Source organism: Marinobacter sp. G11 (genome assembly GCF_021282325.1).
Classification (GTDB): domain Bacteria; phylum Pseudomonadota; class Gammaproteobacteria; order Pseudomonadales; family Oleiphilaceae; genus Marinobacter; species Marinobacter vinifirmus.
The window spans coordinates 80,176-106,218 of sequence record NZ_JAJSPB010000002.1 but is presented as its reverse complement, the minus strand read 5'-3'; the positions used below and the strand labels follow the sequence as shown (position 1 = coordinate 106,218).

The window sequence follows — 26,043 nt, the reverse complement described above, 5'->3', positions numbered from 1 at the left end:
CCGCTAGTTCAAATGCAGAATGTGGCCGGATGGCAGCAATGCCTCCGGCCCGTGGCCTAATGAAATCACGGCGCGCCCGTCCAGCCACTGATCAATCCGGGGGGCTATGCGGCTTCGGGTATCGGCATCCACGCCGGTAAAGGGTTCATCCAGAATCACCAGCGGTGCTTTACTCAACAATACCCGGGCCAATACCAGCCGGCGGGCTTCACCGCCCGACAAGCGGCTGCCGCCGTTCCCCAGCCAGGTATCCAGGCCTGCAACCTCACGGCTGAAGCGCTCGGCCAGTTCCACCAGCTCCAGTACATGCCAGAGTTCGCCGTCCGTTGCTTCTGGATTACCCAGCAACAGGTTGGCTTTGACGGTGTCGTCGAACACAACCGTAGTTTGAGTCAGGTAGGTGCAGGGCAGGGACTCCAGAGAACCTGCAACGGGAGCAATCAAACCGGCAAAGGTATCTGCCAGGGATGATTTTCCGCTGCCAGACACCCCGACTACGCCCAGGCGATCTCCGGGTTCGACCGCTACCGAGAAGTGGGTGATAACCGGAGACTGCCCCGGGTGGCCAACGGCCAGGTCGCTCGCGGTCAGAGCGCTTTGTTTTGCGCCCTGTCCGGCCGGCCTCTTCTGGAAGCCAGGCTGTTCATCTGCGGGTTGTACATCTTCATTGAGACGCCTGGCGGCTGCCAGTGTTGCACCAAACTTTCCAAAGGCTTCAGGCAGCATGCCGTAAACTTCTCCCAGACCAAGCAGGGCAATGGGCAGCAGCACCAGAACCGGCCCGGATATGAGATCCTGCTGGAACAAGCCAAAGCCGGCCCACAGGGCAATCACCGCTGACAGGTTTACCAGCAACACTGTTACCGAGAGGTGCCAGCCCACCCTGGCATCGACCTCCGCCTGGCTTTTTGAAAGCGCAAAGGCGTGGCGCATCAGCCGGCCCGAATGTTTGCCCGCACGGCCGGCGGCGGTGAGTTCTGCAAAGCCTTCTAAGTGTTCAATCACCTGGCCGCGAAGTTGTTCCTGCCGTTCGTTTAACTGTCCCGAAAGCGCCCGGGTGCGAACATACAGCCCCCAGGTGGCGATACTGAAGGCTGTTGCCAGAATACCCAGCAGTATCAGTGCAATGGTGCCGCTGAACAGCAGCCAGGCCAGGCCGACAATCATCAGGGTAACCAGCGCCGCCAGTGCGGTAGGGGCAATCAGGCGCAGGTACAGGGTGTCCAGGGCGTCTACATCGGCAGTCAGGCGGGACAACCACTGGGCTCCGGTTTTATCGCCTCGCTGGCGTTTGCCCGCCTGCGCCAGCCGGTTGAACAGCGCTACGCGAATATCGGTAAGCAGGCTCAGCACCGTATTGTGGTTGTAAAGCCGCTCCAGGTATCGGGAAACCGTTCTGGACACCGCAAAGAATCGGATCCCGCTGCCGGGTACATAAAGGTTGATGTACGCCTGAACGCCCGCTGCAAACAGCAAGCCCACCAGGGCGGTTTCGGTCAGGAACCATCCGGACAGGGCCAGCAAGGCAATGCCGGATATCAGTGTTGCCAGCAGCAGGGCACCGCCCACCACCAGCCGACCCCGGCGGCGAAGAATCAGCTGTAACCAGGGCCGGAGTTCACGCATTGCGCACCTCTGTGCCGGAGACGATCAGAACCCGGTCGGCCAGTGCCAGCAGCGCCTGGTGATGGGTAGAGAAAATCACGGTCTTGCCGGCTTCGGAAAGCTTGTGCAGGGCTTCCAGTACACAGATTTCGCTGGTGGCGTCCAGGCCTGCGGTCGGCTCATCCAGCAGAACCAGCTCATGATCCGCCAGAAAAATGCGGGCGAGACTTAGCCGTCGGGCCTGGCCACCGGACAAGCCCTGGGCATCTTCGCCAATACGGCTGTTGATGCCCTGTTCCCGGCTGTCGAGCAACTCGGCAAGGCCGACCATGCGCAGGGCATTCTCAATGGCTATATCCGATGCGTCAGGGCTGGTCAGCCTCAGATTGTCCGCCCAGGAACCTTGAATCCAGAAGCCTTTCTGGCCCAGCCAGCCGAAAGGGGAGGAGCCCGCAGATTGTCCGAACACCGATATTGTTCCGGCATCGGGGCGAATAAACCCGGCTAACAGGTGCAGTAACGACGACTTCCCGCCACCGGACGGCCCTGTGAGCGCGATCACTTCACCGCGCTTTACCTGCATGTCCAACTGATCAAACACTGGAGGGCTATCGGAATAGCGCAGGGATACGCCGCTCAGGGCGATCGTGTCCGCCGTGGCGGTGGGTTCGGTTTGTGCCTGGACATTTCCGGCGCCGGAGACCGGTTCCTGAAGCCGGGCAAGAATCTCTGCTCCGGCGCCCAGGGCGGCGGCCCGGTCGTGATAATGTTGGGACAACGTCCGTAATGGCTGAAAGAACTCCGGTGCCAGCAGCAGGATCAGCAGGCCGGAGAACAGGGTGAGCTGATCGCTGGGGCCAAAGGTGATGTAGCCCAGCAACCCGAAACCGATGTAGATGGCGATGACGGCAATGGCGACCGACGAAAAGAACTCCAGTACCGCCGACGACAGAAACGCCACCTTCAGGGTTTTCATGGTGATACGCCGGTACTGATCCGAGCGTTGATACAGGGTATCGCTGGCCTGGGCGATCTGGCCGAACAGTTGCAGGGTCGTCAGGCCCCGAACCTTGTCCAGAAACTGCCCGGACAGCCGGCTGATGGTCTGGAAGTGCTGCTGGTTCACATTTTCTGCACCCATACCCACAAGGGCCATGAACAGAGGGATCAGGGGCGCGGATAACAACAGAAAGATGCCGGCCAGCCAGTCGAGCCAGAACACCAGCGCAAGAATCATCAGGGGGATAACGGTGGCCAGGATCATCTGGGGCAGGAACCTGGCAAAATAACCGTGCAAGGCTTCCACGTGGTCCAGCCATTCCCGGGCCAGGGAAGCGGCAGAGGCCTCCGACAGAGCTACGGGGCCGACAGCTTGCCAGTGGTCATTCAGTTGGCGACGGGCATGCCGGCGTACCTGTTCGCTGCAGCGCGCCGCAAAGCGTGTTTGCAGGCCCTGGCAAACTGCCCGCACAACGAGCATACCCACCAAAACCAGAAACCAGGGGGTGAGGGCAGAGACCGGCTCGCCGGCAATTACCCCCTGATAAACCAGCCAGGCCAGTAACACCATCTGCACGATGGTGGCCAGCCCGGCCAGGGTACCGGCGACTACTGTGGCGTTTATCCAGCGCTGGCTGGTTCGGGCAAGCCCGGCCAGCCAGCCTTTGACATCAGCCTGAGCCGGTTCTGCCACTCAGTGATACCCTTCGCCGGCCCGCACCTTGCCGCGGAATACCCAGTACGTCCAGGCGGTGTATACCAGCACAATGGGAATTACGAACAGCAGGCCCAGGAGCAGGAACAGCTGGGATTCATAGGCAGACGCTGCATCCCACAGGGTGTAGTTGGGCGGCACCATATAGGGCCAGCGGCTGACCACAAGCCCCAGATAGGTTGTGATGAACAGCCCCATTGTGGCCACGAAGGGCATGCCTTCGAAGCGGTTGCGCACAGAGCGCCAGATCTGGAAGGCGCACAACAGTGTCAGGGCCGGAAGGATCCAGATGATACCGATGTGGTCAAACCAGCGTTCACGCACCATGTCGTCCACAAACGGTGTCCACACGCTGATAATGGCGAAGATGGCCAGCACGGCGAACAGCAGCGGCGTTGTTACCCGGTAAGCCCAGTCTTGCAGGCGGCCTTCGGTTTTCAGGATCAGCCAGGTGGAGCCGAGCAGGGCATAGCCTGCCAGAGTGCCGAGGCCGGTCAATACGGTGAACGGGGTAAGCCAGTCCAGCGCGCCACCCACATACACGCCATCAACCGTGTTGAAACCCTGAATATAGGCACCAACCACCGCCCCCTGGGCGAAGGTGGCGACGGTGGAACCGCCGGCAAACGACCAGTTCCACAGGTAGCGGGACGTGCGCGCCTTGAACCGGAATTCGAACGCCACACCCCGGAAAATCAGCCCGGCAAGCAGCAGGAACACGCCAATGTAGAGCGCAGGCAACAAGATGGTGTACACCATAGGGAAGGCGGCCAGCAGCCCGGCACCGCCCAGCACCAGCCAGGTTTCGTTGCCGTCCCAAACCGGTGCCACCGAGTTCATCATGGTGTCGCGGTCTTCTTCAGAGGGGGCGAAGGGAAAGAGAATGCCCACGCCCAGGTCGAAGCCGTCCATCAGCACATACATGATGATGCCGAAGCCGATAATAAACGCCCAGATGAGGGCCAGATCAAACAGTTCCATCAGGATTGCCCTCCTTCGTTAACGGGTTTTGCGTGGTTAACCGCACCCTTGCCGGATTCGATCTCGAACGGAACATGGGCCGCCGAGAGTGGGCGGGCAGGGCGATCGGCTTCATGGTCGGCATTGTCTTCATCGCCTTCCAGGCCGACGAACAATACCCGCATCAGGTAGTAAACACCGGCGGAGAACACCGCTGCGTACACCAGGATGTAACCGATGAGGGTGAACAGCGCCATGCCCCCGGTCAGCGAGGGTGTTACCGAATCAGCCTGGTTCATAATGCCGTATACAAGCCAGGGAGCCCGGCCAACTTCGGTTACGAACCAGCCGGTCAGTACCGCGAAGAAGGGCGCAATGCTCATGGCGCGCAGCCCCTGCAGGAACCAGCGGGCCTTGTAGTAGCGGCCGCCGGCCCGAAGCACCAGCCCGGTTACCGCGAACAGGATCATCAGCATACCCAGGCCAACCATCACCCGGAACGACCAGAACACAATCGCCACCGGAGGCTGCTCTTCTCTGGGAACATCCTTCAGGCCAGGTACCACACCATCCCACTCGTGGGTGAGAATCATGCTGGCTAGGCTGGGGATGCCGATTTCAAAATGGTTGGTTTGTGCTTCCTGGTCCGGAATGGCGAACAGCAACAGTGGCACATTGGAAGAGGTTTCCCAGTTGCCCTCCATCGCAGCCACTTTCGCAGGCTGGTGTTCCAGTGTGTTCAGGCCATGGAAGTCACCGACCACCAACTGGGCCGGGGCAATAAACAGCAGCAGCCACAGGCACATGGACAGCGCCTTGCGGTTGGCTTCTACCTCCCGGCCCTTGAGCAGGTACCAGGCACTCACACCGGCCACTACAAAGCTGCCGGTCAGGAATGAAGCCAGGCCCATGTGCATAAAGCGGTAGGGGAATGACGGGTTGAAGATGGCTTCGCTCCATGACACCACATGGAACACACCGTCGCGCAGTTCAGTGCCCGCCGGGGTCTGCATCCAGCTGTTGGCCGACAGTATCCAGAACGAGGAAATGAACGTGCCGGTGGCAACCATAATGGCCGCAAACAGGTGAACGCCCGCAGGAACCTTGTTGCGCCCGAACAGCAGAACCCCGAGGAACGCCGCTTCCAGGAAGAAGGCCGTGATAACCTCATAGCTCAGAATCGGGCCAAGGAAGTTGGCAGAAGCCTGGGAGAAGTTACTCCAGTTGGTACCGAACTGGAACGACATCACGATCCCGGAGACCACCCCCATCCCGAAGACAACGGCGAAGACCTTTGTCCAGAATCCGGAAAGCTTCGTCCAAACCGGGTTACGGGTTTTGAAGGCAAGACCTTCCAGAACGGCTATATAAGATGCAAGCCCGATGGTAAATACCGGGAAAATGGCGTGAAATGACACGACAAACGCGAACTGGATTCGCGATAGGATGAGGGGATCTAGTTCCACAGGAACCTCCGGTAACTTTCACAAGTCACAACAGACAGGTGCTAACCTGCCCGGCCGCTGCCTTAGGCGATTTTGCTATGTTGTTATTACCGGCAGTTGATTATGATGCTACGGGAATTGTAGCAGAAAGAAATAGGGCAGTTTGTCGCACCTTTGATATAAAACAATGACGGTGAACCTATGAGCTTCTATGAAGACCGGATTCTTCCCCACATTATCGACAAGGCCTGCTCCATGGGCCAGGTGATGAAACTGCGCAGCCAACTTGTGCCAAGGGCTCGCGGCCGTGTGCTGGAAGTGGGAATGGGCTCGGGTATTAACCTGGAATTCTATAATCAGGACCTCGTAGAGATGGTGTACGGGCTGGAGCCATCGGAAGGCATGCGGCGCAAAGCCTTGCCGAACCTGGGCCGGTCACCGGTGCGGGTAGAGTTGCTGGATCTGCCGGGTGAGAAGATTCCGCTGCAGGACAACTCGGTCGATACCGTTCTGCTTACCTTTACCCTGTGCACCATTCCGGACTGGCACACGGCCTTGCTGCAGATGAAGCGGGTACTCAAGCCCGGTGGCGACCTGCTGTTCCTGGAACACGGAGAAGCCCCACACGACACCACGCGCAAATGGCAGCACCGGATAACACCGGGATGGCGAAAGCTGGCCGGCGGCTGCCACCTGAACCGGCACATCGCGGAATTGATTGAACATGCCGGCTTTGAGATTCAGGAGCTGGAGAATCTGTATATGCCCAATGCACCGAAAATTGCCGGTTATATCTACAAAGGCAGGGCAACCAAGCCCGAATAACCTGAGTCCCTGCCGGAAATTGCTTAATTACTGAGCGATTCTGAAAGCGGAATTGCGTTAGCCATCCGGGCCTTATACAATTCCGGCCTTCAGTTTTCCCCCGATGCTCCGGTGGTGAAATTGGTAGACACAAGAGACTTAAAATAAAGTCAGTGTCTATAAAAAAGGCAATAAAAACATAGGTGTGCAAAGATCAAAAAATTTGGTGCATCGGCGGTGCATCAGATTAAGAAAAACGCTCCGGTGGTGAAATTGGTAGACACTAGGCACTTAAAATGCCTTGCCGCATGGCGTGCCGGTTCGAGTCCGGCCCGGAGCACCATTATTCTTTAGCCTGGCTAGTGTGTGTTCTTTCACCAGATCACCCGGTAACAGGATCATCCGACGAATAGCCCTTTGACTCCCTCACGCCACCCCGCCATGCTGAACCAAACCAGCATCCACAGGTGGCCTATATGAAGTTGTTACCCGTTATCGCCCTGGCGCTCACTCTCCCCACACTGGCGGCGGCGCAATCGCCAGATCAGGAAGGCATGTATCAGCCGCAAAAGCTCGTTAAGGATAAGGCGGAAAATTTCTGCGAGTTGCTGGCGAACATCAATCTACGTCCTCAAGATTTCCAGTCGATCACCCTACACACTGAACCAAAAACCTACGGCATCGCGGAATCAGACCGGGACGGGTATCACATCCTCGTCACGTACCCCTACCGCACAGACGGGGTTAACTGGGCTTGTGTGTTCAGGGACTACCGGCAGGGGGCGCTGTTGCAGCTTGTAGAGTTTGGGCTGATTGGTGGCGAGCAGGAAGAAATGCGGATTATCGAGCCGCTTTGGTGATTGCACCCCGCCAGGCCGCACCACACCAACAAATCACACCCCGGTCAGGGCGCCATTTATGGCATGATATTTTCCGGGGCACGATACCTGCTTGTTATGCAATGTCCGTTCCACGCTGCAAACAACGTGCCTGAAATCGGCTCCTGACAGTTTGTGGAAATCGCACAACGGCGGGCGCTGGATTCGTGCATCAGCAGCACCGGGGTCTAACCGGCCTCGCGGCACCACCCCCTGAAAGCCTCGCTAACGGCTTCCGGGTTATCGCCGGTCATCGAGCATAGCCAGCGGGTCATCGGCCCACACCGGCACAGGTCGTTGAAGGCGCGTAGCTCGTCCCTGCCGGTGCCTTTCTTTTCGTGCCAGTGGTTACGGGCATCCAGCACCATCAGCGCCAGTGCAGCCCGCCACAAGCGAAGCTCTGGCGCTCCGGCCTGTTGGCCTTGCTCTGTTATGTCCGGGTAATCGTTCATGGCGGGAACCTGGGCAGGAATAGGTGAGGGTTTTTCTGATCGCTGCGGATAGCACCCACAAACCGCATTCCACCACCGCAGGTGGAACGAATCGTTATTGCTGTTTCAGGTGTTCCCGTAGCCGTTGCGTTAACGGCGCGGGGGCCTTGTCCGCATGGCCTAGCCGGATCTGGGGGGCTGGCCCTAAGAGCGCGTTATAAAACTGCGCCCTCGTCATGGTGCCCCCTTGGGCCTTGTAGGCTTCAAAGTCGCAATCATCCACGGCATAGCGCCTGTTCATGCCACTACCTCCAGTTGTCCAGCTTCTACCAGCGAGCTATAGCCCGCGTTTGCAGTCACACGCGCATACTCGGCAGGCTCCAGCGTTTTCACCTCTCCGGCTTGCCAGTGCACACCCGCCACGCCTTGCCGTTTCTCGGCATTGTTGCGGATCTGAATCACCGCCCCGGTGGATGGACTCGGCACCAGACCGGCAAGCGCCTGGCGGCTGGCCTCCAGTTGCACCAGGTCACTCTCGGCACTGATACGGGCCTTAGCCTGACTTTCGAGGCTGTCCAGCAACTTGCCGTAGGCTTTCGGCGCTACCCACTCGCACCACTTGAGCAAATCGCCGTGTGACAACTCCCGTTGCCAGTTCTCCGGCCACTGAATCAGACCGGAATGGCCCTTGCCGTGGATCGCGCCAATGATCGCCCCGGCAATCTGTCCGGCCTGGGCTTCGGTCAGACCGTGGTGGCTTTTGGTACTGGCAAGGCTGCGGATCAGCAGGCCACCATCACGGGCGCGGTGGTCTGGCATCAGTTGCGCGTACCCGGACAGGATGCCGCCAATAGCATCAGCAGTCGGTGTGTCTGCGTTGTCCAGGATCGCCAGCAGTTGAGGGCGCAAGGCGTCCGGTGTGGATGCCTGTTTGGCCTTATCTAGCCGTTGCTGGGCTTCGGTCTGGGCATTTTCCAGCAGGGGCATCAGGTGGTCGTGTGCGGTCTGGGCTTCGGTTGCGTAGTTTTTCATGGTCATGGTTTCGTTCTCTCTTTGCGGTGGTTAAAGCAATGCGGCGTAGTCATACACGCCAGAATCGTGCGCGTTCAGGGCAATCACCCCGGCGGCTGCGTTGGCTCTATCGTCATGGGCTCCGGGCGCATGGTTCACGCTGTCCCGGCCCGCTCTGGAAGTCTTGCGCTCAAGGCCAGCAAACTGAGTTATCAGACGGTCATCCGGCGGCAACTCCACCCGGCCCGAAGTCAGGGCGGGCAGTGCGTCCAGGTACAGTTCAGAGCGGGGCTTAGGGCTGTATTCAATGGTGATTCCGTGCTTGCTGAACTCGTCAGCGGGCCAGCTTCCTGCGTACTTATCCGAGTGCGCCTCACGGATGCCGTAGGCTTTCAGCAGGGCGGCATAGTCGGCGGTGATTTCAGCCGGTACACCACGGCGGGCGCGTACCAGATCCACCACCACACGGGAATCCTCGCGGTGGCCTATGGCCAGGGTGTATTCATCCTGTCCACCACCGGCAGGGTCAGCAAAGGCAAAGTAACGAAAGCGGCTGTTGTACGGCAGTTCCAGCGGTTCGGAACGTGCCACACCTTCCACCAGATCGCGGGCAATGAAGGCTTCCAGGTCGCTGCGGAATTGCGCCCCATACTCAGCCTTTGCCGCTTCGGGGTCGCGCTCGTAGGCTTGATCTATCACGCGCTGGGGTAGGCTGGGGTTCATCAGCTTACTAGGGGCCTGGGCTACCAGGGTGTGCGCGTCATGGCTTCCGAAGTAGCGGCGGTAGGTGTTCCACAATTCGCCCCGCTTGCTGTACGGGCTTGAAAGGGCCACCAGCTTGCCCTCTAACGTGGCCATAGCCGGACGGATTGCCGCCAGTATTTCATGGTCGGGATTGGCGCTGTCTTCCGAGCGGATGAACGCCAGTTCATCAATACAGCAAAAAGCCGCACTATAGCCCCGAGTTGCCCGGAAGCTGGCGGTGTGCACCTCTATGGCCGTGCGGTTGGTTAGCTCAATGGTCTCTTTGTCTTCCCGGCTTATCAGTTGCTCAAGCATGGGGTTAGCATGTAGCAGGCCCGATATATACCGGAATATTGAGCGGGCTTGCCGCCGGTCTGCGGCCAATATCATCACCGTGGCCACTTCACCCGGTGCCAGCCGGTCGCGGTAGTCCTTGAAAGCCGCTTCATATACCGCCAGCAAGGCCGCTGCCTGGCTCTTACCGCCACGCCTCCCGACTACCAGCCATAGCTCATCAAACGCCACCACGGGCGCGCTAAGGCGTCCTGTAAGCTGTTTCAGTATTTGCCGTTCCTCATCATCCAACGGCAGGCCATAGAAGCCAGCCAGCAGGGCGCGCCATGCCTTGAATGACTCCCCGCCGAATTGCTCGCCGAATAGCTGGGGGTCTGTCATCAGGTCGCGAATGGTGACGGTCATTGGCGGGCCTCACGCTTCGCCAGGTACTCGGAAAGGCTGGGTACGTCATGGGCTACGCGGTTCAGGCCTAACTTGCCGAGAATGCCCTGAAGGCTGTTGGCTGCCTGAGTCCAGCGAGCTACATCAAAGTCTTGCCCTTTAGCCAAACTCTGTTCCTGTTGCGCCAGCCAGTATTCAAGCCACAAGGCGCGCTCTACTAGGCTTCGCTGGGCATAGCTCAAACGGTCAGCCCCGCCTAAGTCATCGGTGAAAGCCTGATAGCGTTCCCGCATAACCTGGGCAATGGCGTAGCGGTTATCTAGCTCACTGATCCAGCCTTGTGCGAACTTTGCCGGGGGCGCTTGTGTTTTGCTCATGTTTGGGCCTGTTTTGCCGGTAATTTGCGGCTATTGATCCACCTAATGATGCACAGTATACCAGAAAGAACCATAAACCCTTATATACCAGTACTTTGAATGATACACACAAGAGACATAATATCCTTGGTGCGGTATCTGAGAGCGACAAAAACGAGGGTAGGGCGGGGCGTAACCCGGCAGGCTGCGGCTATCGTTTCCGGCGTTTTGATAGGTTTACCCGACATTCATTCCGGGGTTTTTGAGGTTCAAAACTCCAGAAAGTGAAAACGGGGAACCATTAAAAAAAGAAAGAAAGTACACTCTAAAATGCCTATAGGGATTAAACCCCAGAAACCCCAAAATATAGGGCGGTCTGTTTACCCTTCTCGATTTCTCCAATCTGCTACCCCAAAAACCACAAAACCCGACACAAGGCCGGGTCTGCGGGTTGGTTATCGTTAAAGGATTGCCGGGTTAACCTGATAGGCTTTGCTGGGCCTTCCTGGGCCTTGAGGCTTGTACTGTACCGGCCTGATATACCCGCGTTCCGTGAGGATCTGCAAGGGCTGCTCCAGTGCGTCGGCCCTATCAAAGCGGCTTTTGTGGTTCTGGAAGGCATCACGGGCTGTAAACTCCTGCAATCCGTGGCGCTTGATCCACTTGATTAGAACCTTTGCGCCCTCCGCGTCTGGGTCAGCCGCCATCAGGCCATAGACTGCAAGGGCATGGCTTGCGAGGGCTTCACCAGTGCGAACGGCTGCGCTCATATCATCGGCACTGACGGCGCTGGCCTTGTAGTCCTGACCATGCCGGGCGATATGGAACAGGGCGGCAATCCGTGCCACTGCTCCGGGCAACTTGCCTGCCCAGTCGCGGCAATGCTCAAACAAGCCGTTTTCGCCCATTTCGGCTTCCACATCCTGCCAGCATTGTTGCCAGATTTCGCGGGCCTCGTCGGACAGCTTGATAATGTCCCGTTCCTCCTTGTTCTCACCAGCCGAAAGCAGGGCTTTCACGGTTTCGTAGAAGCTCGATTCCGTAAAGGCGTCCATACGCTCCCCTTGTCCGCTCCGGTTTCCCAGATTGGAAGGTGGCAAGGCATACAGGAAGCGGCCCAACAGGCCACGGCCCTTGAACCCCGGTTTCGTGCTGAGGCTATGCAGAACGTCCGGCTGTACCGCCAGCGCAATCGTTAGCCGTGGGTTATCCAGGATCACGGCGGGTTTACTGCCCCGGTCGATCCGTACAGGGTCGCCAGCATGGCCGTTAAGGTATAGGTCGATGTTCGGCACACCCTGGTTATACCGGCCTGCCATTGTTTCGAAAATGCCGCCCTCGGCACTGAGTAAGCCCAGCTCCCCGTTGTTGTGCTCCATCATCGTGCCGAGGTGTTCGGTGGTCACGTCTGACGTATAAACACGGGGCAAGCGCGGCACCTCCGGCAAATCGGCCTCCATTTCGATCACCTTGTCCATCAAGCTGGCGGCTTTATGCTCGTCCTTTTCCTTGGCGGCCATCTGCCGCTGTTGCTTGATCCGTTCCTTTTGCATAGCCAGTCGGCTTTCTGCCTTTTTGATTTCCGGCTCCAGGCGCTTGCGTGTGTCGGCTTCCCATTGCAGCAACGGTTTCACCGCTCGCTTAAACTCGGCAGACTTCCGCAAGGCTGGCGGCAACGCGGTGGCAATCATCAAGTTAATCGGCTCAAAGTAACCGGGCTTGATATTCACATCGGCAAGCCGTTGGCCTGCCACTGCCAGCACACCTAACGCCAGCATGGCGGGAAGCTCCACCGGGGTTTCAGTCTCCTGGCTGGCGGCCTGAGCGTAGTTTCTAAGAATCGGCGGCCACTCATTCACCGGCAATGGCACCGGGGCTGCCGTGTCCAGATCCACCAGCGGCGGCCACTCGATTGCCGGGGCGGCTTTCTCCTGTTGCTCCACGATATAGTGAAGGCTCCCCCCGGTTGCAGGCCTGCGGCTGTAGTTGCCGAACGACTGATAGGTGCCTTTTGTCTTGTCCTTGTCGTACTTGTCAGAACGGCGACTCCACAGGTCGAATACGGCGAACCCGTGCGGCCCTAATTCGTACTGGATAGCGGCCCCGACTTTCTGCCAGGTGTCATAGTCCACGCCTTCGCCATCATTACGGATCTGAGCCACAAGGGATAGAACCCGCATAGCGTCCATTTTATCGCCTTGTGTGGCGCCCTCTGGCCCGTTCTCAGGCGCTTTCCTGTCTGGGAAATACTCGCGCCCCAGTTCGCTTAGATCCCTGTCCTCGATAGCGAACGGGCTTTCCTCCAGGTGGTGCCCGGTGAAGGTTAAAAAGCGTTTGTCCTCGTAGAACTCCACGCCTTTGGCTTTGCTGTTTCCGGTGTGCCCGCCGAAGCTGCCACGGGCGATAAATCGGAAGCCAGAAAGGCCGGGGCTGAACTCCGTATAGGTATCGGCTTTTCGGATGATCTCGGCAACGTGTGGCGCTACTTCGCCAGCCTCGTTTATGCAGTCGTCAGTATCACCACCGGCTAGACCGTACTCCCGATAAAGGATGATCCCCACACCTTGCAGCATCGGTTTAGATTCAGCGTAGTGGATGGCGCGTTCAGCGGTCGTACAGAACCCTTCCTGACTCCACTTTTCGGAACCATCAACGGCTGAAACGGGCACCTTGTCCGGTTTCTTTCCGGGTTTCTGCTTCAACTTCCAGGCGCACCAAATCGGCAGGTCTGAAAGCTCTGGCGGGATTTCTTCAAGGCCGGGAATGTGTCGGGCATAAGGGCGGCTGTTCGGTTTTTGAACAGTCATGCTATACTCTGTTTGAGCTTGCCCGCTCTGCTTTGTGCTTTCGCCCCCGGTCAGTTGCCCGCTGATTTCGGGGGCTGTTCGTTCTAGCTCTGTCATTTTGCGCCCCCGTTGCTGAATCCCATTTTGTCCGCCACCTTGATAGCGTCCCGCTTCGATAGCCGGTAATGCTTTTCCAGAAACTTGCGGAAATGGCGGCGGGTGGTTAGTCCTGCGCGGGGCAGTTCCAGGCTACCGCCTTCAAATTGAGTGCGGGCGGCCCTCATTGCCTTTTGCTTGTCGTTGGGGGTGATCATGTAGTCCATCATTTCGCCCCCTCCTTGAACTCAAACAGATCCGTTACAGCCACACACTTACAGCCGCATATCTCACGGACTGGCAGGGTGCCGTTACTGATCGCGTTGGTTATGACGTGTGCCGGGACGCCTACGGCATCAGCCACACGGCTTAGGGCCACGTATTCGGCTTGGTCGGCATGGTTGTAGAAGGTGCCGGGGGTGCGTTTCATGGTTCAGCCCTCCCCGGAACAGGTGCGGGCGTTTTCTTCGATCCACGCCAGAACGTCATCAGCCCTGTAGCGAACATGGCGGCCCAGCTTGATGAAGCGTGGGCCTTCGCCACACCAGCGGGCGCGCTCGCACCAGGCGGTAGACTTGCCCAGATATTGAGCGAGGGTTTTTTGATCCCATAGCTTCGGCATGGTCACGGAAGCGTCAGGGTGAAGGGGTTCGGGGGGCAGGGTGGTGCCTGTGTATTCTGCGGCTTGTAAAGAAGTGGTGTTTTGCATGACTAGCCCTCACTGAGCTTTGAATGTGAGGGCAGTATCAGACTGATTTTAAAGGTAAAAAATTTGCTCCCCGTGCGGAAAATATAGTTTCCGTGCGAGCTATATAGTTTTCTTTGGCCTCCCTCCCTTTTTGGCGTAATCGGGTGCCACTTCTCTTACCCATCCCTTTACAACGGGAAGGGTTAATTTTTCGCCCGCCAGTTCTGCGGCCTTTTCATGCAGTAATTCCGCCACTTCGCCCGTCCGCAGTTCTTTTTCAGTATCGTAGTGCCAAAGCTCTTTAGCCTCGGCTTGCGTGGCTTCCTTCGCCCTCCGTAGTACATCCGTCTTACCTTTAAGCGGGGCTGTTCTCGCGTCCTCGGCTTTGGCGTATTTTTGCGCTTTGGCTTCGTACTCGTCCGCCAGGGCTTCGCGCGCGCTTGCTATGGTATAGCGCGCATAATCAAAGGCCGCGAATTGCTGTTGTTTCGATAGCCTGCCTTGCACGCTCGCTACCACCAGCGCGGCAGCCCTGACTAACCTGGGCTGGCTCTGGCGGGCAGAACGTAGCCTCTCAATATCAGCCGGGGGCAATCCCTCGGCATAACACAGGAACCACGCGCCCGGCTCGATATGCCCGCTTGGTTCTCTCGGCGGTTCAATGTAAAGCCTTCCCTCTGTCAGATCCTCAAGGGTAACGCTTGTTTCCCTATGCAGTGCCTTGATTACCTCGTGATCCTGTAGGCTGTTCACGCGCTGGCCTCCCTGTTAAACGGCAATACCTGGGCCACTGGCTCCGGCTGCCCTTCTACCATGCGGTAGAGCATTTGCAGGGCTTCTAGTTTCTCGTCGTTAAAATTGTGGTGCTGGTAATGCCGGGCCTGAACGCCACCTAAGCCGTGGCTAAGTAATTGGCCCAGAACGTCGGAACTCACGCGGTAGGGCTTGGCCGCCAGTCGGGTTTCAATGGTTGCCCTGATGGTGCCGGGGGTGAAGTGTCCGCCCTCCAGTTCCTTGGCTTTCTCCATTGCCTCCCGGATCTTGTCCACGCGCTCCGATATATACTTGCCGTTGATCGGGCTTTTCCCGCCATCGCACGAAAACACATAGTTGCCTGTGCCGGTCAGCCGTTCAATGCAGGCGAGGGCTTCCGGTAGCAGGGGGATAGCATGGCGGCGGGGTTCTGCTCTACGGCCTTTGTAGTCCAGCAGGGTAATGGTTCCAGTGTCCCGGTCTATGTCGTGCAGGGTGGCGCGGGAAAGCTGTTGTATGCGCTGTCCGCCGGTCAGAACGTGCAGCATCATAATAGAGCGGCCCGGCTCTGGTAGTTCTTTAACGCGCGTCCAATAGGCTTGGAACTCGGCAACGGAAAGGGCGCGGGTTCTAGCCTTGCTGGAGCCTTCCACCTTCACCATATCGCGGGCGGGGTTGGCCCTGATATTCATGTTTCGCAATGCCGCCGGAGCGTTGACGTTGCCGCGCGCCTTGATTGCTTCGGTGAAGGCTGAACGGATATAGGAGCGGATCTTGTCAGCCTGGCGCAACTTGCCCCGGTCTTTAACGTCCGCCACTACCTTTATGCAGTCGTCCAGGTCTATTTCAGCCGCGCGCTTTTTCCATAGCTTCGGCTGGGCTTTCTGAATGTCCGCCGTGATCTGGTTCTTCACGTTGCGGGCAGATTTCTTTCCCTTGGATTCCAGCAGTTCAATGTACCCGGTCAGCAGATCCCCGAACGTGGCGGCCTCCGCTTCCTTTTTCTCCGGGCGCGGGTCTATGCCGTTGGCTATGTCTGCGTTGATTTCTAGCGCGCGCTTGCGGGCTTGCTCGGCGCTGGGGGCGGTGCCGGTGTAACGGGCAATGGTTACACGGATCACTTCACCCTTGAACCGAGTCTGGAAAAACAGGGTTTTGCTTCCGCTGGGCATGATCCGCACGCCATAGCCCTGAATGGCAGAATCCCAAACAATGCGGCGCTTTCCGTCTACCGCTTCCAGCTTGTCTAGGTTGGTTTTGTTGAGCTTGATCTTTTCCGGTGGCTTGCGCTCGGCTTGCTTCGCCATGAATCCCCCTTGGTGCATCACTGGTGCATCGCTTTATTTCAAAATCGTTCAAAGGCACTAGGGATTATTCTGGCGTAACTGGCTGAAATTTCAAAGCTGTTAGTGGTTAACCATTTTTGTTCAAAGTGGAAGAAAAGGACTTAAAATCTCTCGACCGTAAGGTCGTGCCGGTTCGATTCCGGCCCGGAGCACCATCCTGTTTTCCCCGGCCCTTCAGCCAAACATGTTTGCCGCATCCTCACCAAAGCAGGCAACCCGGTTCCGGCCCTGGTCCTTCGCTTCGTACAACGCCAGGTCTGCGCTGCGCATGAGTGTGGAGCCGGAAACATTGTCCACGTTTACACTACTGGCAACACCGACACTCACGGTGACGACATCGCTCACCGGAGAGTCTGCGTGGGGCAGTTTCAGGCCTGCAATGGCTTTGCGAAGTTCTTCGGCACAGGTTCTGGCTTGTTCCAACCCTGTTTCGGGCATCAGCACACTGAATTCCTCACCCCCGGTACGGGCAACCAGAAAGCCATGGGGCTTGACGGTTTGCTCCATGCACTCCGCAACGCTGGCGAGACATCTGTCACCTTCCGGATGGCCATAGCGGTCGTTATAAAGTTTGAAATGGTCGATATCCAGCATCAACACGGAGGTCGGCTTTTCCGGTTCATCCGACAGGCTTTGCTGCAAGCTGGCATCGAACAGTCGGCGATTGGCCAGGCCTGTCAGCGGATCGTGATGGGACAGGTCCAGCAACATTTTTGACTGTTCGCGTTGCTGGCTGATCAACCTCTGGGCGTGGCGAGCGAGGGTGCCAAACTCGTCTCTCCGCTGCAACAGGCTGTCTGGTACGTCCGCCAGGTTCTCGCGTTGGCCAAGGGAATTCTCTCCCTGTTTCCCGGTAACAAAGCGGGTGAACAGGCCCAGTGGCTTCAGTACCAGGCCATATAGCAGTGCCAGCACCACCCCGATCACAACGGCCAGCAAAACGGCAGTCCAGGCGAGTGAATAGCGGAAAATCCTTGAGGCCCTTTTACCGCGGTCTCTCGGAATTTCGGTGCTCAACACCAACTCGGGCCCGCGGGAATGGGTTAACAGAGGCTTGCCGGCATGCAGCAGGTCTGGCCCTCGCTGAAGAGCCATTTTCCGTTCCGTATCGGCCGGGGCTGCTGGACGTGTGGAAATCTGCACCGATAGCCCGGTCTGATCCTCGAGCAAATCCGTCAGCCGTTCGTCAATCAGCCGAAGCTTGATAAGCCAGCCCCGGGATGGGCCTGTCCTGTCGGTTTGAAGTATGGGGGCTATCGCAACGAGTGCAGGCCACGGGGAGGCAAGGTTCAGTGGCAGCCCCGATGCTTCTACCTCGCCCAGAAACGGCTGAACCTCAGCGATGAGCGGTGCCGCCCAGCTGCAGTCGCCCGTTGCTGAGGTGCAGGTGCCGTAGGTGTTCGTGCCCGGATCAATGCCGGCAATCCACATTGGTTGCTGGCCTTCACTGATGAAGATCATGGCCTGGTCGTGCAGGTCTTCGAACATCTCCCGGCTGAAGTTACTGGTGGCGTAGTCGCTGTTTGCATCCTGGATGAACTGGTAAGTGTCATCCCAGTGCGCCCAGTCCCGGGTTTGTGCGGTCAGCGCATTGTGGTTCTGCGTCAGTGAATTTTCGATGCGCGCGAGTTCCTGGCCCGCTTGCTGGTTCTCGGCTTTCATGAGGACCGGCTGGAAAACAACTCTTTCGATCAGAAGCAGGGCGATCATGGCCAGTACAAGAAGCTGCCAGAAACAGAATAAACCTGGAGGCCAGTGAGTGGCGGACTTGCTTCATACTGCATTTACCTGTTCGCTGTTTTAACAAGCTTCTGGCTTGCTTGTTTTAAGCATTCATCGTACCGGTCGGGGTTGCCTGCGAATACTCGGTAATAGCCGCAAATTGCAACTATTTGTATACGCCCAAAGTCTGTTCGACAGGCTGGCAGCTGTTGGCAATACTGGGGTGATAGCCATCAAGGAGTTCTGAATTATGTCTGCCGCGCAAGAAAGCCCAGTGCGAGTCCGTACAGAAAATGGTATTACCACGCTGACCCTGAACCAGCCGGAACGCCGGAACAGCCTGTCTATGGCCATGCTGGAAGGGTTGTCTTCAGCCCTTGAGAAAATTGCCCGGGATGACAGTAGCCGGGTAGTGGTGCTGGCTTCCGCCGGCCATGTGTTTTGCGCCGGCCACGACCTGCGGGAGATGCGGGATAAATTCGACAGCCACGAATTTCAGCTGGCTCTGTTCCAGCAGTGCAGCAAGGTGATGCAACAGATTGTGAACCTGCCGAAGCCGGTGATCGCCCGGGTAGCCGGTGTGGCAACGGCTGCAGGGTGTCAGCTGGTGGCCAGCTGTGACCTGGCGGTAGCGGAGCGGGGCAGCCGGTTTGCCACGCCGGGTGTGAACATCGGTCTGTTCTGCTCCACGCCAATGGTGGCGCTGTCGCGCAATGTTTCCCGCAAACATGCTATGGAAATGTTGTTAACCGGCGAAATGATTGATGCGGATACCGCAGAGCATATCGGGCTGGTGAACCGGGTAGTGGAACCGGAAGCCCTGGATGAGACCGTCTACAACATGGCCGCAACCATTGCCGGTAAATCTGGCCACACCCTGAAGATCGGTAAAGAGGCGTTTTATCGGCAGCTGGAAATGCCCCTGGCCGATGCCTACGATTACACCGCCAGGGTGATGGCCACCAATATGACAGCTGAAGATGCACAGGAAGGTATTTCAGCGTTCCTGGATAAGCGGGATCCGAACTGGCAGCACAAATAGCCGGAGTGGTTTCAGGGCTTGCAGGCACCGTTGGCTGGCCATACCAGCCGGTCACCGGTGCCAATGCCGCGTTCATGGAAGTAGCCGGCATTCATTTCCACCGCACTCAGGAAGGGCTTGCCGGCCGGATAAGCCGGGCAGTCGCTGCTGCGGGAGGATGCACAGGGGTGCATTTGCCGCAGGCTTACTATCTCGCCCTGTGCACCTAGATAGGCGATGTCGAGTGGGATCAGGGTCTGGTACATCCAGAATCCGTGGTCGGCCGGTCGCAGCTGTTGGTACTCGAACAGCATGCCGGCGTTATCCTGCAGGTGTTCCCGGCCCATCAGGCCCCGGCGCCGCTGCTCCGGTTCACTGGCCACTTCAAGCATGACCGGGTAGGAGCGATCAGCGGTTACAAAACAGGCCTCAATCACCGGCAAGGGTTGTTCGTCCCGGGCGTCTGCCGCGCCGCAGGCGGCCAGCGCCACCAGGGCGCAGGTTGCCAGCAATACACGAAACATCACGAACGCAGCCGGTATCCGGTTTTGAAGATCCACCAGACGGTGGTCATGCACATGGCCAGGAATATCAGGGTCATGGCAACGCTGATGCCCACGTGCACATCAGATACGCCATAGAAAGCCCAGCGGAAGCCGCTGATCAAATACACCACCGGATTGAACAGGCTGATGGTTTGCCAGACCTGGGGCAGCATATCGATGGAATAGAAGGTGCCGCCAAGGAACACCAGCGGGGTTACGATCATCATGGGCACGATCTGCAATTTCTCGAAGCCGTCGGCCCAGATGCCGATGATGAACCCGAACAGGCTGAAGGTCACTGCCGTCAGCACCAGGAAGGCCAGCATCGACACGGGATGCAGTACCGAGTAGTCGACAAACAGCCGTGCGGTCGCCAGGATAATCAGCCCCAGAATAACCGCCTTGGTGGCCGCAGCGCCGACGTAGCCCAGAACGATCTCGGCATAGGACACAGGGGCAGACAGCACTTCATAGATGGTGCCGGAAAACTTTGGCATATAGATGCCGAAAGAGGCGTTGGAGATGCTCTGCATCAGCAGGGACAGCATCAGCAGCCCCGGGATGATGTAGGCGCCGTAGTCGATGCCGTCGATATCGCCCATGCGGGAGCCGATGGCAGAACCGAATACCACGAAGTACAGGCAGGTTGAGATCACCGGCGACAGCACGCTTTGCATGATGGTCCGCTTCATGCGCGCCATTTCGAACTTGTAGATGGCTTTTACACCGTAAAGATTCATTCTGCTCTCTCCGTTCGGGCGGCTTATTCGTGAACCAGGCCCACAAAAATCTCTTCCAGGGAGCTTTCCCGGGTTTGCAGGTCCCGGTACTCGATGCCCAGATCCCCAAGGGTCCGAAGTAAGCGGGCGACGCCGGCTTGCTGTTGCTGGGAGTCAAAGGTGTAGATCAGCTCGTAGCCGTCTTCCGAAAGCTCGACGGGCTCCAGGGTGAGTTCGCCTGGCACCCTGTCGAGTTTGTGCTGCAGCTGCAGGCGCAGTTCTTTTTTACCCAGCTTGGACATCAGGGTGTCCTTGTCTTCAACCAGGATAATCTGGCCCTGGCGAATCACCCCGATGCGGTCCGCCATTTCCTCGGCTTCTTCGATGTAATGAGTGGTCAGGATTATGGTGGTGCCGTTCTCGCGGAGTTTCCGGACCATCTCCCACATGTCACGGCGAAGCTCTACATCCACGCCCGCGGTGGGCTCGTCCAGAAACAGAATGCGAGGCTCGTGGGACAGGGCCTTGGCAATCATCACCCGGCGTTTCATGCCGCCAGACAGCGACATGATGCGGTTGTTGCGCTTGTCCCACAGGGAGAGGTCTTTCAGTACCTTCTCTATGTGGGCCGGTTTCGGGGCCTTGCCAAACAGGCCGCGGCTGAACGACACCGCATCCCATACGGTTTCAAAGGAATCGGTATTCAACTCCTGGGGTACCAGGCCGATGGCTTCGCGGGCCTTGCGGTAGTTTTTAACGATATCGTGGCCGGCAGCGGTTACTTCGCCGTTGCTCTTGTTCACTATCCCGCAGATGATGGAAATCATCGTGGTTTTGCCCGCACCATTGGGGCCAAGCAAGGCGAAGATCTCTCCCGGGTAGATTTCCAGGTTAACGTCTTTCAGGGCCTGAAAGCCGTCTTCGTAGATCTTGTTCAGGTGCTTTACGGAGATGTCCGGTTGCACAGCGGTATCCTGTTTCTTGGGTGATTCAAGCCAGAAAGCCGGGCATTTTCTCATGCTGGCCGCGGTTTAGAAACCTTTGCCATGTCGGCATTTATGCCCATAATGCCCCTTCAAAAAGGGGATGAGAGGCTGCTGATATGATACGAGCCATCGTAACAGGGGGTTTACTGATTGCTGCTGTAGCGATACTGGCATTTGCTCCCGACTACCTGAACGAAGCCAGCAACGAGGAGAAGAAGCCACCTTGCGACCTGCTTGCAGGCCCTTGCAGCTGGCAAACGGATCAAGGCCAGTGGCAGGTCAAGCTGACCCCCGGCCCGGAAGGAGACCAGGGCGTGGAATACCAGCTTCAGGTAACCGTGCCGGATGCGCCGGATCGGTTTCTGGCGGTACTTAGGGGCGAAAATATGTACATGGGCGAGTACCCGGTGCCACTGGTACGGGAAGAATCGCTGGAATACCGGGCCAGGTTTACCGCGCCGTTTTGTACCACTGGCAGTGAAATGATCTGGAGAATCGATTTTCAGGATGGCCAGGATTTAATCGAAAATGTGCCGTCAACACTGGTCTTTCGTGCGGAGAAGTAGTTAAATTCCTGGAAAATACAACAATCTCCAGGGAAATGTGATGGATTACGGGGAAAGTGTTCAAAAGGTTCTGCTCAGAAAGATTCTCAAGGCAGAACAGGATTTGCTTCAGCTCAAACTCGATTACTGCCGCTTTGTCTTCGGGCTCACCCACCGGGCGCGTGTGAACGCAGGCGGGAAATCCTGGCTGGTACGGTCTGTGGATGTCGACTCCATGCAGCACACTGACGACGGCGGGTTTACCCGGCCGGTGATCGCCGGAGTGCCCGCAGAGGACGAAACCGGCACCACAGCGATTAACCTTGGCAGTAATTGGGAAGTTGAAGCCGTCAGATAAACGCGTTGCTGGTGGCTGCGTCGTAAAGGCTGGAGGGTGCCGGTACATACTGATGTTGCTGCCAGTGTTCAGCACCTTCAAGGCCGGCCCGGTAGCAAGCCAGTAACACGGAACTGGAGGTGAGGGTGCTGATAGCCTGCAATGCTTCCGGTTGGCGAATGCCTGTTTTACGGCTGACAATGCGTGCCACCATGACTGCCAGGGCATCGGAATGGCGCACCGGTTGGCGGCTCAGTGCACAACCGGCCCCATACAACCAGGCGGCTGCGTACATCCGCACTGCCTCTGGCGCCTCGGCCAGCAAAAGCCCCTTATCCCGACAATCCCGCTCCTGGAGCCCGGCCAGAATGTGCAGCTGGGTGCGCAGTTCGGTGCCATGGGCAGAGGCAATTTTCACCTGCTTGCCAGTACGCGCCGTGCGCCTTGCCACCGGGCCGGATATTTCCGGTTCCGCTATACCACCTGCCAGTTGAAGTGCTTCTCCCCGGGACAGGGCAACCATCCGGATTGCCAGAATGCCGACCAGTGCCAGCAAGCCGAGTTCAGTAACAGTGACCAGTCCGTTGACCATGAAGGGTATCTTGCCTCGCATTCCTGAAATTAGAACGATAAGGCATTGTAACGATATGTAACGATCGGCAAGGTAACCGGCTTCCCAATTCTGGCAGTACCGGCATTTCAGGCGCGGGAATTGTGATGCTGGTCTCAGCTGATCAGCAGGTTTGCATGGTCTGCAGGGCCAGTTTCCGGCGGATGTAGCGGCCCAGTGCATCAACGCCAATGTTCAGCAGGGCTGTGATCAGTATCAGTACCATGGCCCGGTCGAAACGAATGTTCTGTATGGCACTGTCGACATAGAAGCCCAGCGTGTAGATGCCGAGGATGCCCAGGATGGCTGTTTCCCGCATGATGATTTCCCAGCGGTAGAACAGAAAGGCCAGGAAGGACCGGTAAACCCGGGGAACCAGTTCCCAGCTGTACCGGGTGAAGCCGGTGGGCGCATCCGGGCGCAACTGAAGGGTGTTGGTCTGGCGACCGATCAGGTGGCCGATAATGCCACCGTTGTGCAGGGCCAGTGCCACCACCGCCGGCAGCATGGACGGCCCCCAGAGTTGCAACAGGATGTAAGCCAGGATGTATTCCGGCGTGGAGCGGGCAATCACCAGCAACACATGGCCGGAGGTACGGCGCACCGGGCCACCAAAGTGGTTGGAAATCAGCGGGAATGCCAGCAGGGAAATAATACCCGTAGCCACCAGGGCAATCTGGGTAAGGACAATGGTGTTCCAGATGCCCGGCAGTGCCTCGGTGACCATTACATCCCCGAACCAGGCAGACAGGCCGGCAAGCCCCTCGCCATCACGCAGCGGAGCCGGGATGATGTCTTCGGTGAAGAACCGCTCCACATTGCCCCAGACAATGGGGAGCCCGTCTCCCAGAAAGAACGGAGCGGCCAGAATGTAGAACGGCAGCAATTTCGGACGAACCCACAGGGGCAGGGTGGCAATCAGGATATAGAACAGAATCAGCATGGCGCCGGCATCGGAATACATGCCCTGGGAGAACGACGATTCCAGGTAGAACCCCAGCGTAGGTAAACCCACGAAACCGAGAATGGCCGAGGAGCGCAGGCCGCATTCCAGGCGGTAAGAGGTGTAGGTGCGGATCTGTTCCCAGCAATCCGGAATACGGGCATACAGAAAGGCTGACACCGAACCGGTGCCGGGAGGCAGCAGGCGGCCGGGCTCCGGATCAGACTCTTCAAAGATCTCCGAGTACACCTTGGCGAAGATACCCGAATAGGGGATGGCAATGGCCAGCACGCCGGTCAGTGGGTGGAAACCGAAGAACTGTAAGAAGATCAGCGCCCAGAACAACTCATGAATCGAACGGATGAAGGCACAGAAGATTCGAACCGGCAGAAACTGATAACCCAGCGCCAGCAGAAATCCTGCCAGGCTGCCGATGGTTACACCCACGAAGGCGAACGCCACCGTGCGCAGCAGGGCGGTCATCAGGCCTTCGGTGCTGAAAAAGTTGGGGGTAGCTACGCCCAGAAAGAACCGGCCAAGATCCTGCCAGGGGTTGGCGGTGGTGATGGCAATATCGGCCACCAGCAAACCGCCGAGCGCAATGGCAAGGAAGATGAAACTGGCTCTGACGGTGGGGTAGGAAAACATAAACTGGTTCTGGCCCGTTAATACAGCGACATGATGTCGGATGCGACAAGCGAGGAAGCCGCTTCGTCCAGCGCTACCTGGCCGTCCTGAATGCCGATGATCCGGTTACAGTAACGCAGTGCCATGTCCACATCGTGCAAAGCAATAATCGAGGTGGAGAACCGGTTGGTGAGGGTTTTCATGACCAGGTGCGCCATGGGGCCATCCAGTGCCGAAATGGGCTCATCCGCTAACAGCACAGGGGCCTGCCGGTAGATGGCCCGGGCAATGGCCACCCGCTGGCGTTGCCCGCCAGACAGTGCAGCCGCCGGTATCCACTGTTTCTCGGGAATTTCCAGTTCTTTGAGCAAGGCCTTTACGGTGTCGCGGTCGCGACGGAACGGGCGAATCAGGGTCAGGGCGTTATACCAGCCGGGATGTCGGTCCAGTTGTCCCATAAACACGTTATGAAATACCGGCAGCGCGTTCACCAACCCCAGGCCTTGCGGAATCAGGGATGCCTCACTCTCAAGCCGGTCGTAAAGCAAACGGATCAGCGTAGACTTGCCGGCGCCACTTTTGCCGACCAGCGCCACATGCTCGCCTTCATTTACGTGCAGGGAGAGCGGGCCAATCACCCGCTCTCCGTTAAAGCTGGCTGTCAGACCATGAAAATCAAATCCTGGCATCAATCGAGGATTCCGATGTTTTCAGCGGTCTTGCGAATGGGCTCGTAATCATCGTTAGACGCCGGAATAAAGCCGGAACGGGGGAAGCTTTCAAGCAGTGCCGGATCGTCCAGTTCCAGCAGGGCCTTGGTCACCTTGTCTTTGAAACCTTCACCGAACCGCTCGTTCACGTCACCGCGGATGGTCCACTGGTAATCCGGGTACGCCGGGGTTTTCCAGATAACCTGAACGGCATCGGTATCGATGTTTCCATCTGCCAGCTCTTTTTCCCAGACCTGGAAGTTGAGCGCGCCCACTTCATAGGTGCCAGCCTCTACCAGGCGAAGAGTACGGGTATGGTTACCGCTGAAACCAACACGGGAAAACAGAGATTCCGGGGCCTCGCCAAAGGTATCGCGCAGGTGGAACTCGGGCATCAGGCGGCCGGAGGTAGAACCCTTGGAACCAAAGGTAAAGGTTTTGCCACGCAGGTTGTCTTCAAGGTCCGCCAGGCTGTCTGCCGGCTCGATTTCGGTGCTGGTGTTGGCGATGAAGTAGGTGACGAAGGCTTCGTCTTCCACGCCCTGGGCGATGGCCTCAGAACCCGGCACCAGGCGCCGCGCCTGCACACCGGACAGCCCGCCAAACCAGGCCAGCTGCACCTGGTTGTTGCGGAAGGCGGATACCGCTGCCGCATAGGATTTTACCGGGATATAACGAACGTCTACATCGAGTTGCTCGGAAAGGTAATCGGCCACGCCACGAAAGCGCTCTACCAGCTTCGTTTCATCCTCATCAGGAATAGCCGTAAACACGAAGGTTTGTGCCTGTACGGCAGTGACGGCAGAAAAAGACAGAAGGCCGGAAACCAGCCATTTCCGTAGATGTTTGATGACCATGATGATTCATTCCTTTTAGTCGGGGGAGCTTTTGGGTGGTCCGGCCAGCGCCGAAGGCAGCCTCAGGATACCGTGAATTACCACAAGTCTGAACCGGTATACGCAGGTATCCTTTACCCGGAGCAC

General features: G+C 57.8%; 28 protein-coding genes and 2 tRNA genes. 7 read left to right on the top strand and 23 right to left on the bottom strand.

The features are described from left to right. Positions 1-3: 3 nt before the first annotated feature. From cydC to LWH94_RS01815, 4 genes are read right to left on the bottom strand one after another with little or no spacing between them, the layout of a single operon-like run. Positions 4-1,626 carry a thiol reductant ABC exporter subunit CydC gene (gene cydC / locus LWH94_RS01830; protein ID WP_232901022.1) on the bottom strand — a complete coding sequence of 541 codons (1,623 nt, stop codon included), beginning with the start codon at positions 1,624-1,626 and terminating at the stop codon, positions 4-6. Continuing rightward, a complete protein-coding gene (gene cydD / locus LWH94_RS01825; protein ID WP_232901021.1) occupies positions 1,619-3,298 on the bottom strand; it encodes a thiol reductant ABC exporter subunit CydD in 1,680 nt (559 codons plus the stop codon). The genes cydC and cydD overlap by 8 nt, the downstream gene beginning before the upstream one ends. Further along, complete coding sequence (cydB, locus tag LWH94_RS01820; protein ID WP_199457531.1) at positions 3,299-4,300, bottom strand: cytochrome d ubiquinol oxidase subunit II; 1,002 nt, start codon at positions 4,298-4,300, stop codon at positions 3,299-3,301. Beyond that, the gene (locus tag LWH94_RS01815) at positions 4,300-5,745 is read right to left on the bottom strand and encodes a cytochrome ubiquinol oxidase subunit I (RefSeq protein WP_232901019.1); all 1,446 of its coding nucleotides are present in this window, start codon (positions 5,743-5,745) and stop codon (positions 4,300-4,302) included. The genes cydB and LWH94_RS01815 overlap by 1 nt, the downstream gene beginning before the upstream one ends. Before the next feature lie 180 nt (positions 5,746-5,925). On the opposite strand from LWH94_RS01815, the gene LWH94_RS01810 reads away from it, so the two are divergent. From LWH94_RS01810 to LWH94_RS01800, 3 genes are all read left to right on the top strand, one after another. Then, positions 5,926-6,549 (top strand): class I SAM-dependent methyltransferase, encoded by a 624-nt coding sequence (locus tag LWH94_RS01810; RefSeq protein WP_199457529.1) that lies wholly within the window; start codon positions 5,926-5,928, stop codon positions 6,547-6,549. Positions 6,550-6,786: 237 nt separating this feature from the next. Next, positions 6,787-6,871, top strand: a tRNA-Leu gene (locus tag LWH94_RS01805). A 133-nt stretch (positions 6,872-7,004) separates the two neighbouring features. Continuing rightward, positions 7,005-7,388, top strand: coding sequence for a hypothetical protein (locus tag LWH94_RS01800; protein ID WP_232901018.1), 384 nt, complete (start codon positions 7,005-7,007; stop codon positions 7,386-7,388). A 206-nt stretch (positions 7,389-7,594) separates the two neighbouring features. Here LWH94_RS01800 and LWH94_RS01795 read toward each other — a convergent pair whose 3' ends face one another. The 11 genes from LWH94_RS01795 to LWH94_RS01745 all read right to left on the bottom strand — a co-directional run bounded on the left by LWH94_RS01795 (position 7,595) and on the right by LWH94_RS01745 (position 16,256). Then, entirely contained in the window at positions 7,595-7,858 is a 264-nt protein-coding gene (locus LWH94_RS01795) for a hypothetical protein (RefSeq protein ID WP_232901016.1), read from the bottom strand. Positions 7,859-7,952: 94 nt separating this feature from the next. After that, positions 7,953-8,138 carry a hypothetical protein gene (locus LWH94_RS01790; protein ID WP_232901014.1) on the bottom strand — a complete coding sequence of 62 codons (186 nt, stop codon included), beginning with the start codon at positions 8,136-8,138 and terminating at the stop codon, positions 7,953-7,955. Then, positions 8,135-8,875, bottom strand: coding sequence for a hypothetical protein (locus LWH94_RS01785; RefSeq protein WP_232901013.1), 741 nt, complete (start codon positions 8,873-8,875; stop codon positions 8,135-8,137). Before LWH94_RS01785 ends, LWH94_RS01790 begins: the two co-directional genes overlap by 4 nt. 24 nt (positions 8,876-8,899) lie before the next feature. Further along, on the bottom strand, positions 8,900-10,291 hold the full coding sequence (locus tag LWH94_RS01780) for a hypothetical protein (RefSeq protein WP_232901011.1): 1,392 nt from the start codon (positions 10,289-10,291) through the stop codon (positions 8,900-8,902). Continuing rightward, the gene (locus LWH94_RS01775; RefSeq protein WP_232901010.1) at positions 10,288-10,647 is read right to left on the bottom strand and encodes a hypothetical protein; all 360 of its coding nucleotides are present in this window, start codon (positions 10,645-10,647) and stop codon (positions 10,288-10,290) included. The genes LWH94_RS01780 and LWH94_RS01775 overlap by 4 nt, the downstream gene beginning before the upstream one ends. 440 nt (positions 10,648-11,087) lie before the next feature. Then, positions 11,088-13,433: a DUF3987 domain-containing protein gene (locus LWH94_RS01770; RefSeq protein WP_232901009.1), complete on the bottom strand. Its 2,346-nt coding sequence runs from the start codon at positions 13,431-13,433 to the stop codon at positions 11,088-11,090. Positions 13,434-13,525: 92 nt separating this feature from the next. Next, complete coding sequence (locus LWH94_RS01765) at positions 13,526-13,738, bottom strand: hypothetical protein (protein WP_232901008.1); 213 nt, start codon at positions 13,736-13,738, stop codon at positions 13,526-13,528. After that, on the bottom strand, positions 13,735-13,938 hold the full coding sequence (locus tag LWH94_RS01760) for a hypothetical protein (protein ID WP_232901007.1): 204 nt from the start codon (positions 13,936-13,938) through the stop codon (positions 13,735-13,737). The genes LWH94_RS01765 and LWH94_RS01760 overlap by 4 nt, the downstream gene beginning before the upstream one ends. Positions 13,939-13,941: 3 nt before the next feature. Beyond that, the gene (locus tag LWH94_RS01755) at positions 13,942-14,217 is read right to left on the bottom strand and encodes a helix-turn-helix transcriptional regulator (RefSeq protein ID WP_232901006.1); all 276 of its coding nucleotides are present in this window, start codon (positions 14,215-14,217) and stop codon (positions 13,942-13,944) included. Between the two features lie 99 nt (positions 14,218-14,316). Then, a complete protein-coding gene (locus tag LWH94_RS01750; RefSeq protein WP_232901005.1) occupies positions 14,317-14,949 on the bottom strand; it encodes a hypothetical protein in 633 nt (210 codons plus the stop codon). Next, positions 14,946-16,256 (bottom strand): tyrosine-type recombinase/integrase, encoded by a 1,311-nt coding sequence (locus LWH94_RS01745; protein ID WP_232901004.1) that lies wholly within the window; start codon positions 16,254-16,256, stop codon positions 14,946-14,948. Before LWH94_RS01745 ends, LWH94_RS01750 begins: the two co-directional genes overlap by 4 nt. A 95-nt stretch (positions 16,257-16,351) precedes the next feature. Here LWH94_RS01745 and LWH94_RS01740 point away from each other — a divergent pair. Next, positions 16,352-16,450, top strand: a tRNA-OTHER gene (locus LWH94_RS01740). Positions 16,451-16,469: 19 nt separating this feature from the next. Here the strand turns inward: LWH94_RS01740 and LWH94_RS01735 are convergent. Next, positions 16,470-17,957, bottom strand: a complete 1,488-nt coding sequence (locus LWH94_RS01735; protein ID WP_232901003.1) for a sensor domain-containing diguanylate cyclase — start codon at positions 17,955-17,957, stop codon at positions 16,470-16,472. A 310-nt stretch (positions 17,958-18,267) separates the two neighbouring features. On the opposite strand from LWH94_RS01735, the gene LWH94_RS01730 reads away from it, so the two are divergent. Continuing rightward, complete coding sequence (locus LWH94_RS01730; protein WP_232901001.1) at positions 18,268-19,059, top strand: enoyl-CoA hydratase; 792 nt, start codon at positions 18,268-18,270, stop codon at positions 19,057-19,059. An 11-nt stretch (positions 19,060-19,070) separates the two neighbouring features. On the opposite strand, the gene LWH94_RS01725 is transcribed toward LWH94_RS01730, so the two are convergent. From LWH94_RS01725 to LWH94_RS01715, 3 genes are read right to left on the bottom strand one after another with little or no spacing between them, the layout of a single operon-like run. Next, a complete protein-coding gene (locus LWH94_RS01725) occupies positions 19,071-19,562 on the bottom strand; it encodes a DUF192 domain-containing protein (RefSeq protein ID WP_022988233.1) in 492 nt (163 codons plus the stop codon). After that, positions 19,562-20,323: an ABC transporter permease gene (locus LWH94_RS01720; RefSeq protein ID WP_094624002.1), complete on the bottom strand. Its 762-nt coding sequence runs from the start codon at positions 20,321-20,323 to the stop codon at positions 19,562-19,564. Before LWH94_RS01720 ends, LWH94_RS01725 begins: the two co-directional genes overlap by 1 nt. Before the next feature lie 23 nt (positions 20,324-20,346). After that, a complete protein-coding gene (locus LWH94_RS01715; protein WP_022988235.1) occupies positions 20,347-21,267 on the bottom strand; it encodes an ABC transporter ATP-binding protein in 921 nt (306 codons plus the stop codon). A gap of 137 nt (positions 21,268-21,404) precedes the next feature. On the opposite strand from LWH94_RS01715, the gene LWH94_RS01710 reads away from it, so the two are divergent. Further along, positions 21,405-21,854, top strand: coding sequence for a hypothetical protein (locus LWH94_RS01710; protein WP_232900999.1), 450 nt, complete (start codon positions 21,405-21,407; stop codon positions 21,852-21,854). Positions 21,855-21,894: 40 nt separating this feature from the next. Next, positions 21,895-22,191 (top strand): hypothetical protein, encoded by a 297-nt coding sequence (locus LWH94_RS01705; RefSeq protein WP_058340923.1) that lies wholly within the window; start codon positions 21,895-21,897, stop codon positions 22,189-22,191. Here LWH94_RS01705 and LWH94_RS01700 read toward each other — a convergent pair. From LWH94_RS01700 to LWH94_RS01685, 4 genes are all read right to left on the bottom strand, one after another. Next, positions 22,184-22,762 carry a hypothetical protein gene (locus tag LWH94_RS01700; RefSeq protein WP_232900997.1) on the bottom strand — a complete coding sequence of 193 codons (579 nt, stop codon included), beginning with the start codon at positions 22,760-22,762 and terminating at the stop codon, positions 22,184-22,186. The two genes, LWH94_RS01705 and LWH94_RS01700, sit on opposite strands and share 8 nt — an antisense overlap. Before the next feature lie 142 nt (positions 22,763-22,904). After that, positions 22,905-24,371, bottom strand: a complete 1,467-nt coding sequence (locus LWH94_RS01695) for a PhnE/PtxC family ABC transporter permease (protein WP_232900996.1) — start codon at positions 24,369-24,371, stop codon at positions 22,905-22,907. Positions 24,372-24,388: 17 nt separating this feature from the next. Beyond that, positions 24,389-25,039, bottom strand: a complete 651-nt coding sequence (locus tag LWH94_RS01690) for an ATP-binding cassette domain-containing protein (RefSeq protein WP_232900994.1) — start codon at positions 25,037-25,039, stop codon at positions 24,389-24,391. Then, on the bottom strand, positions 25,039-25,917 hold the full coding sequence (locus tag LWH94_RS01685; protein ID WP_232900992.1) for a putative selenate ABC transporter substrate-binding protein: 879 nt from the start codon (positions 25,915-25,917) through the stop codon (positions 25,039-25,041). Before LWH94_RS01685 ends, LWH94_RS01690 begins: the two co-directional genes overlap by 1 nt. Positions 25,918-26,043: the final 126 nt, after the last annotated feature.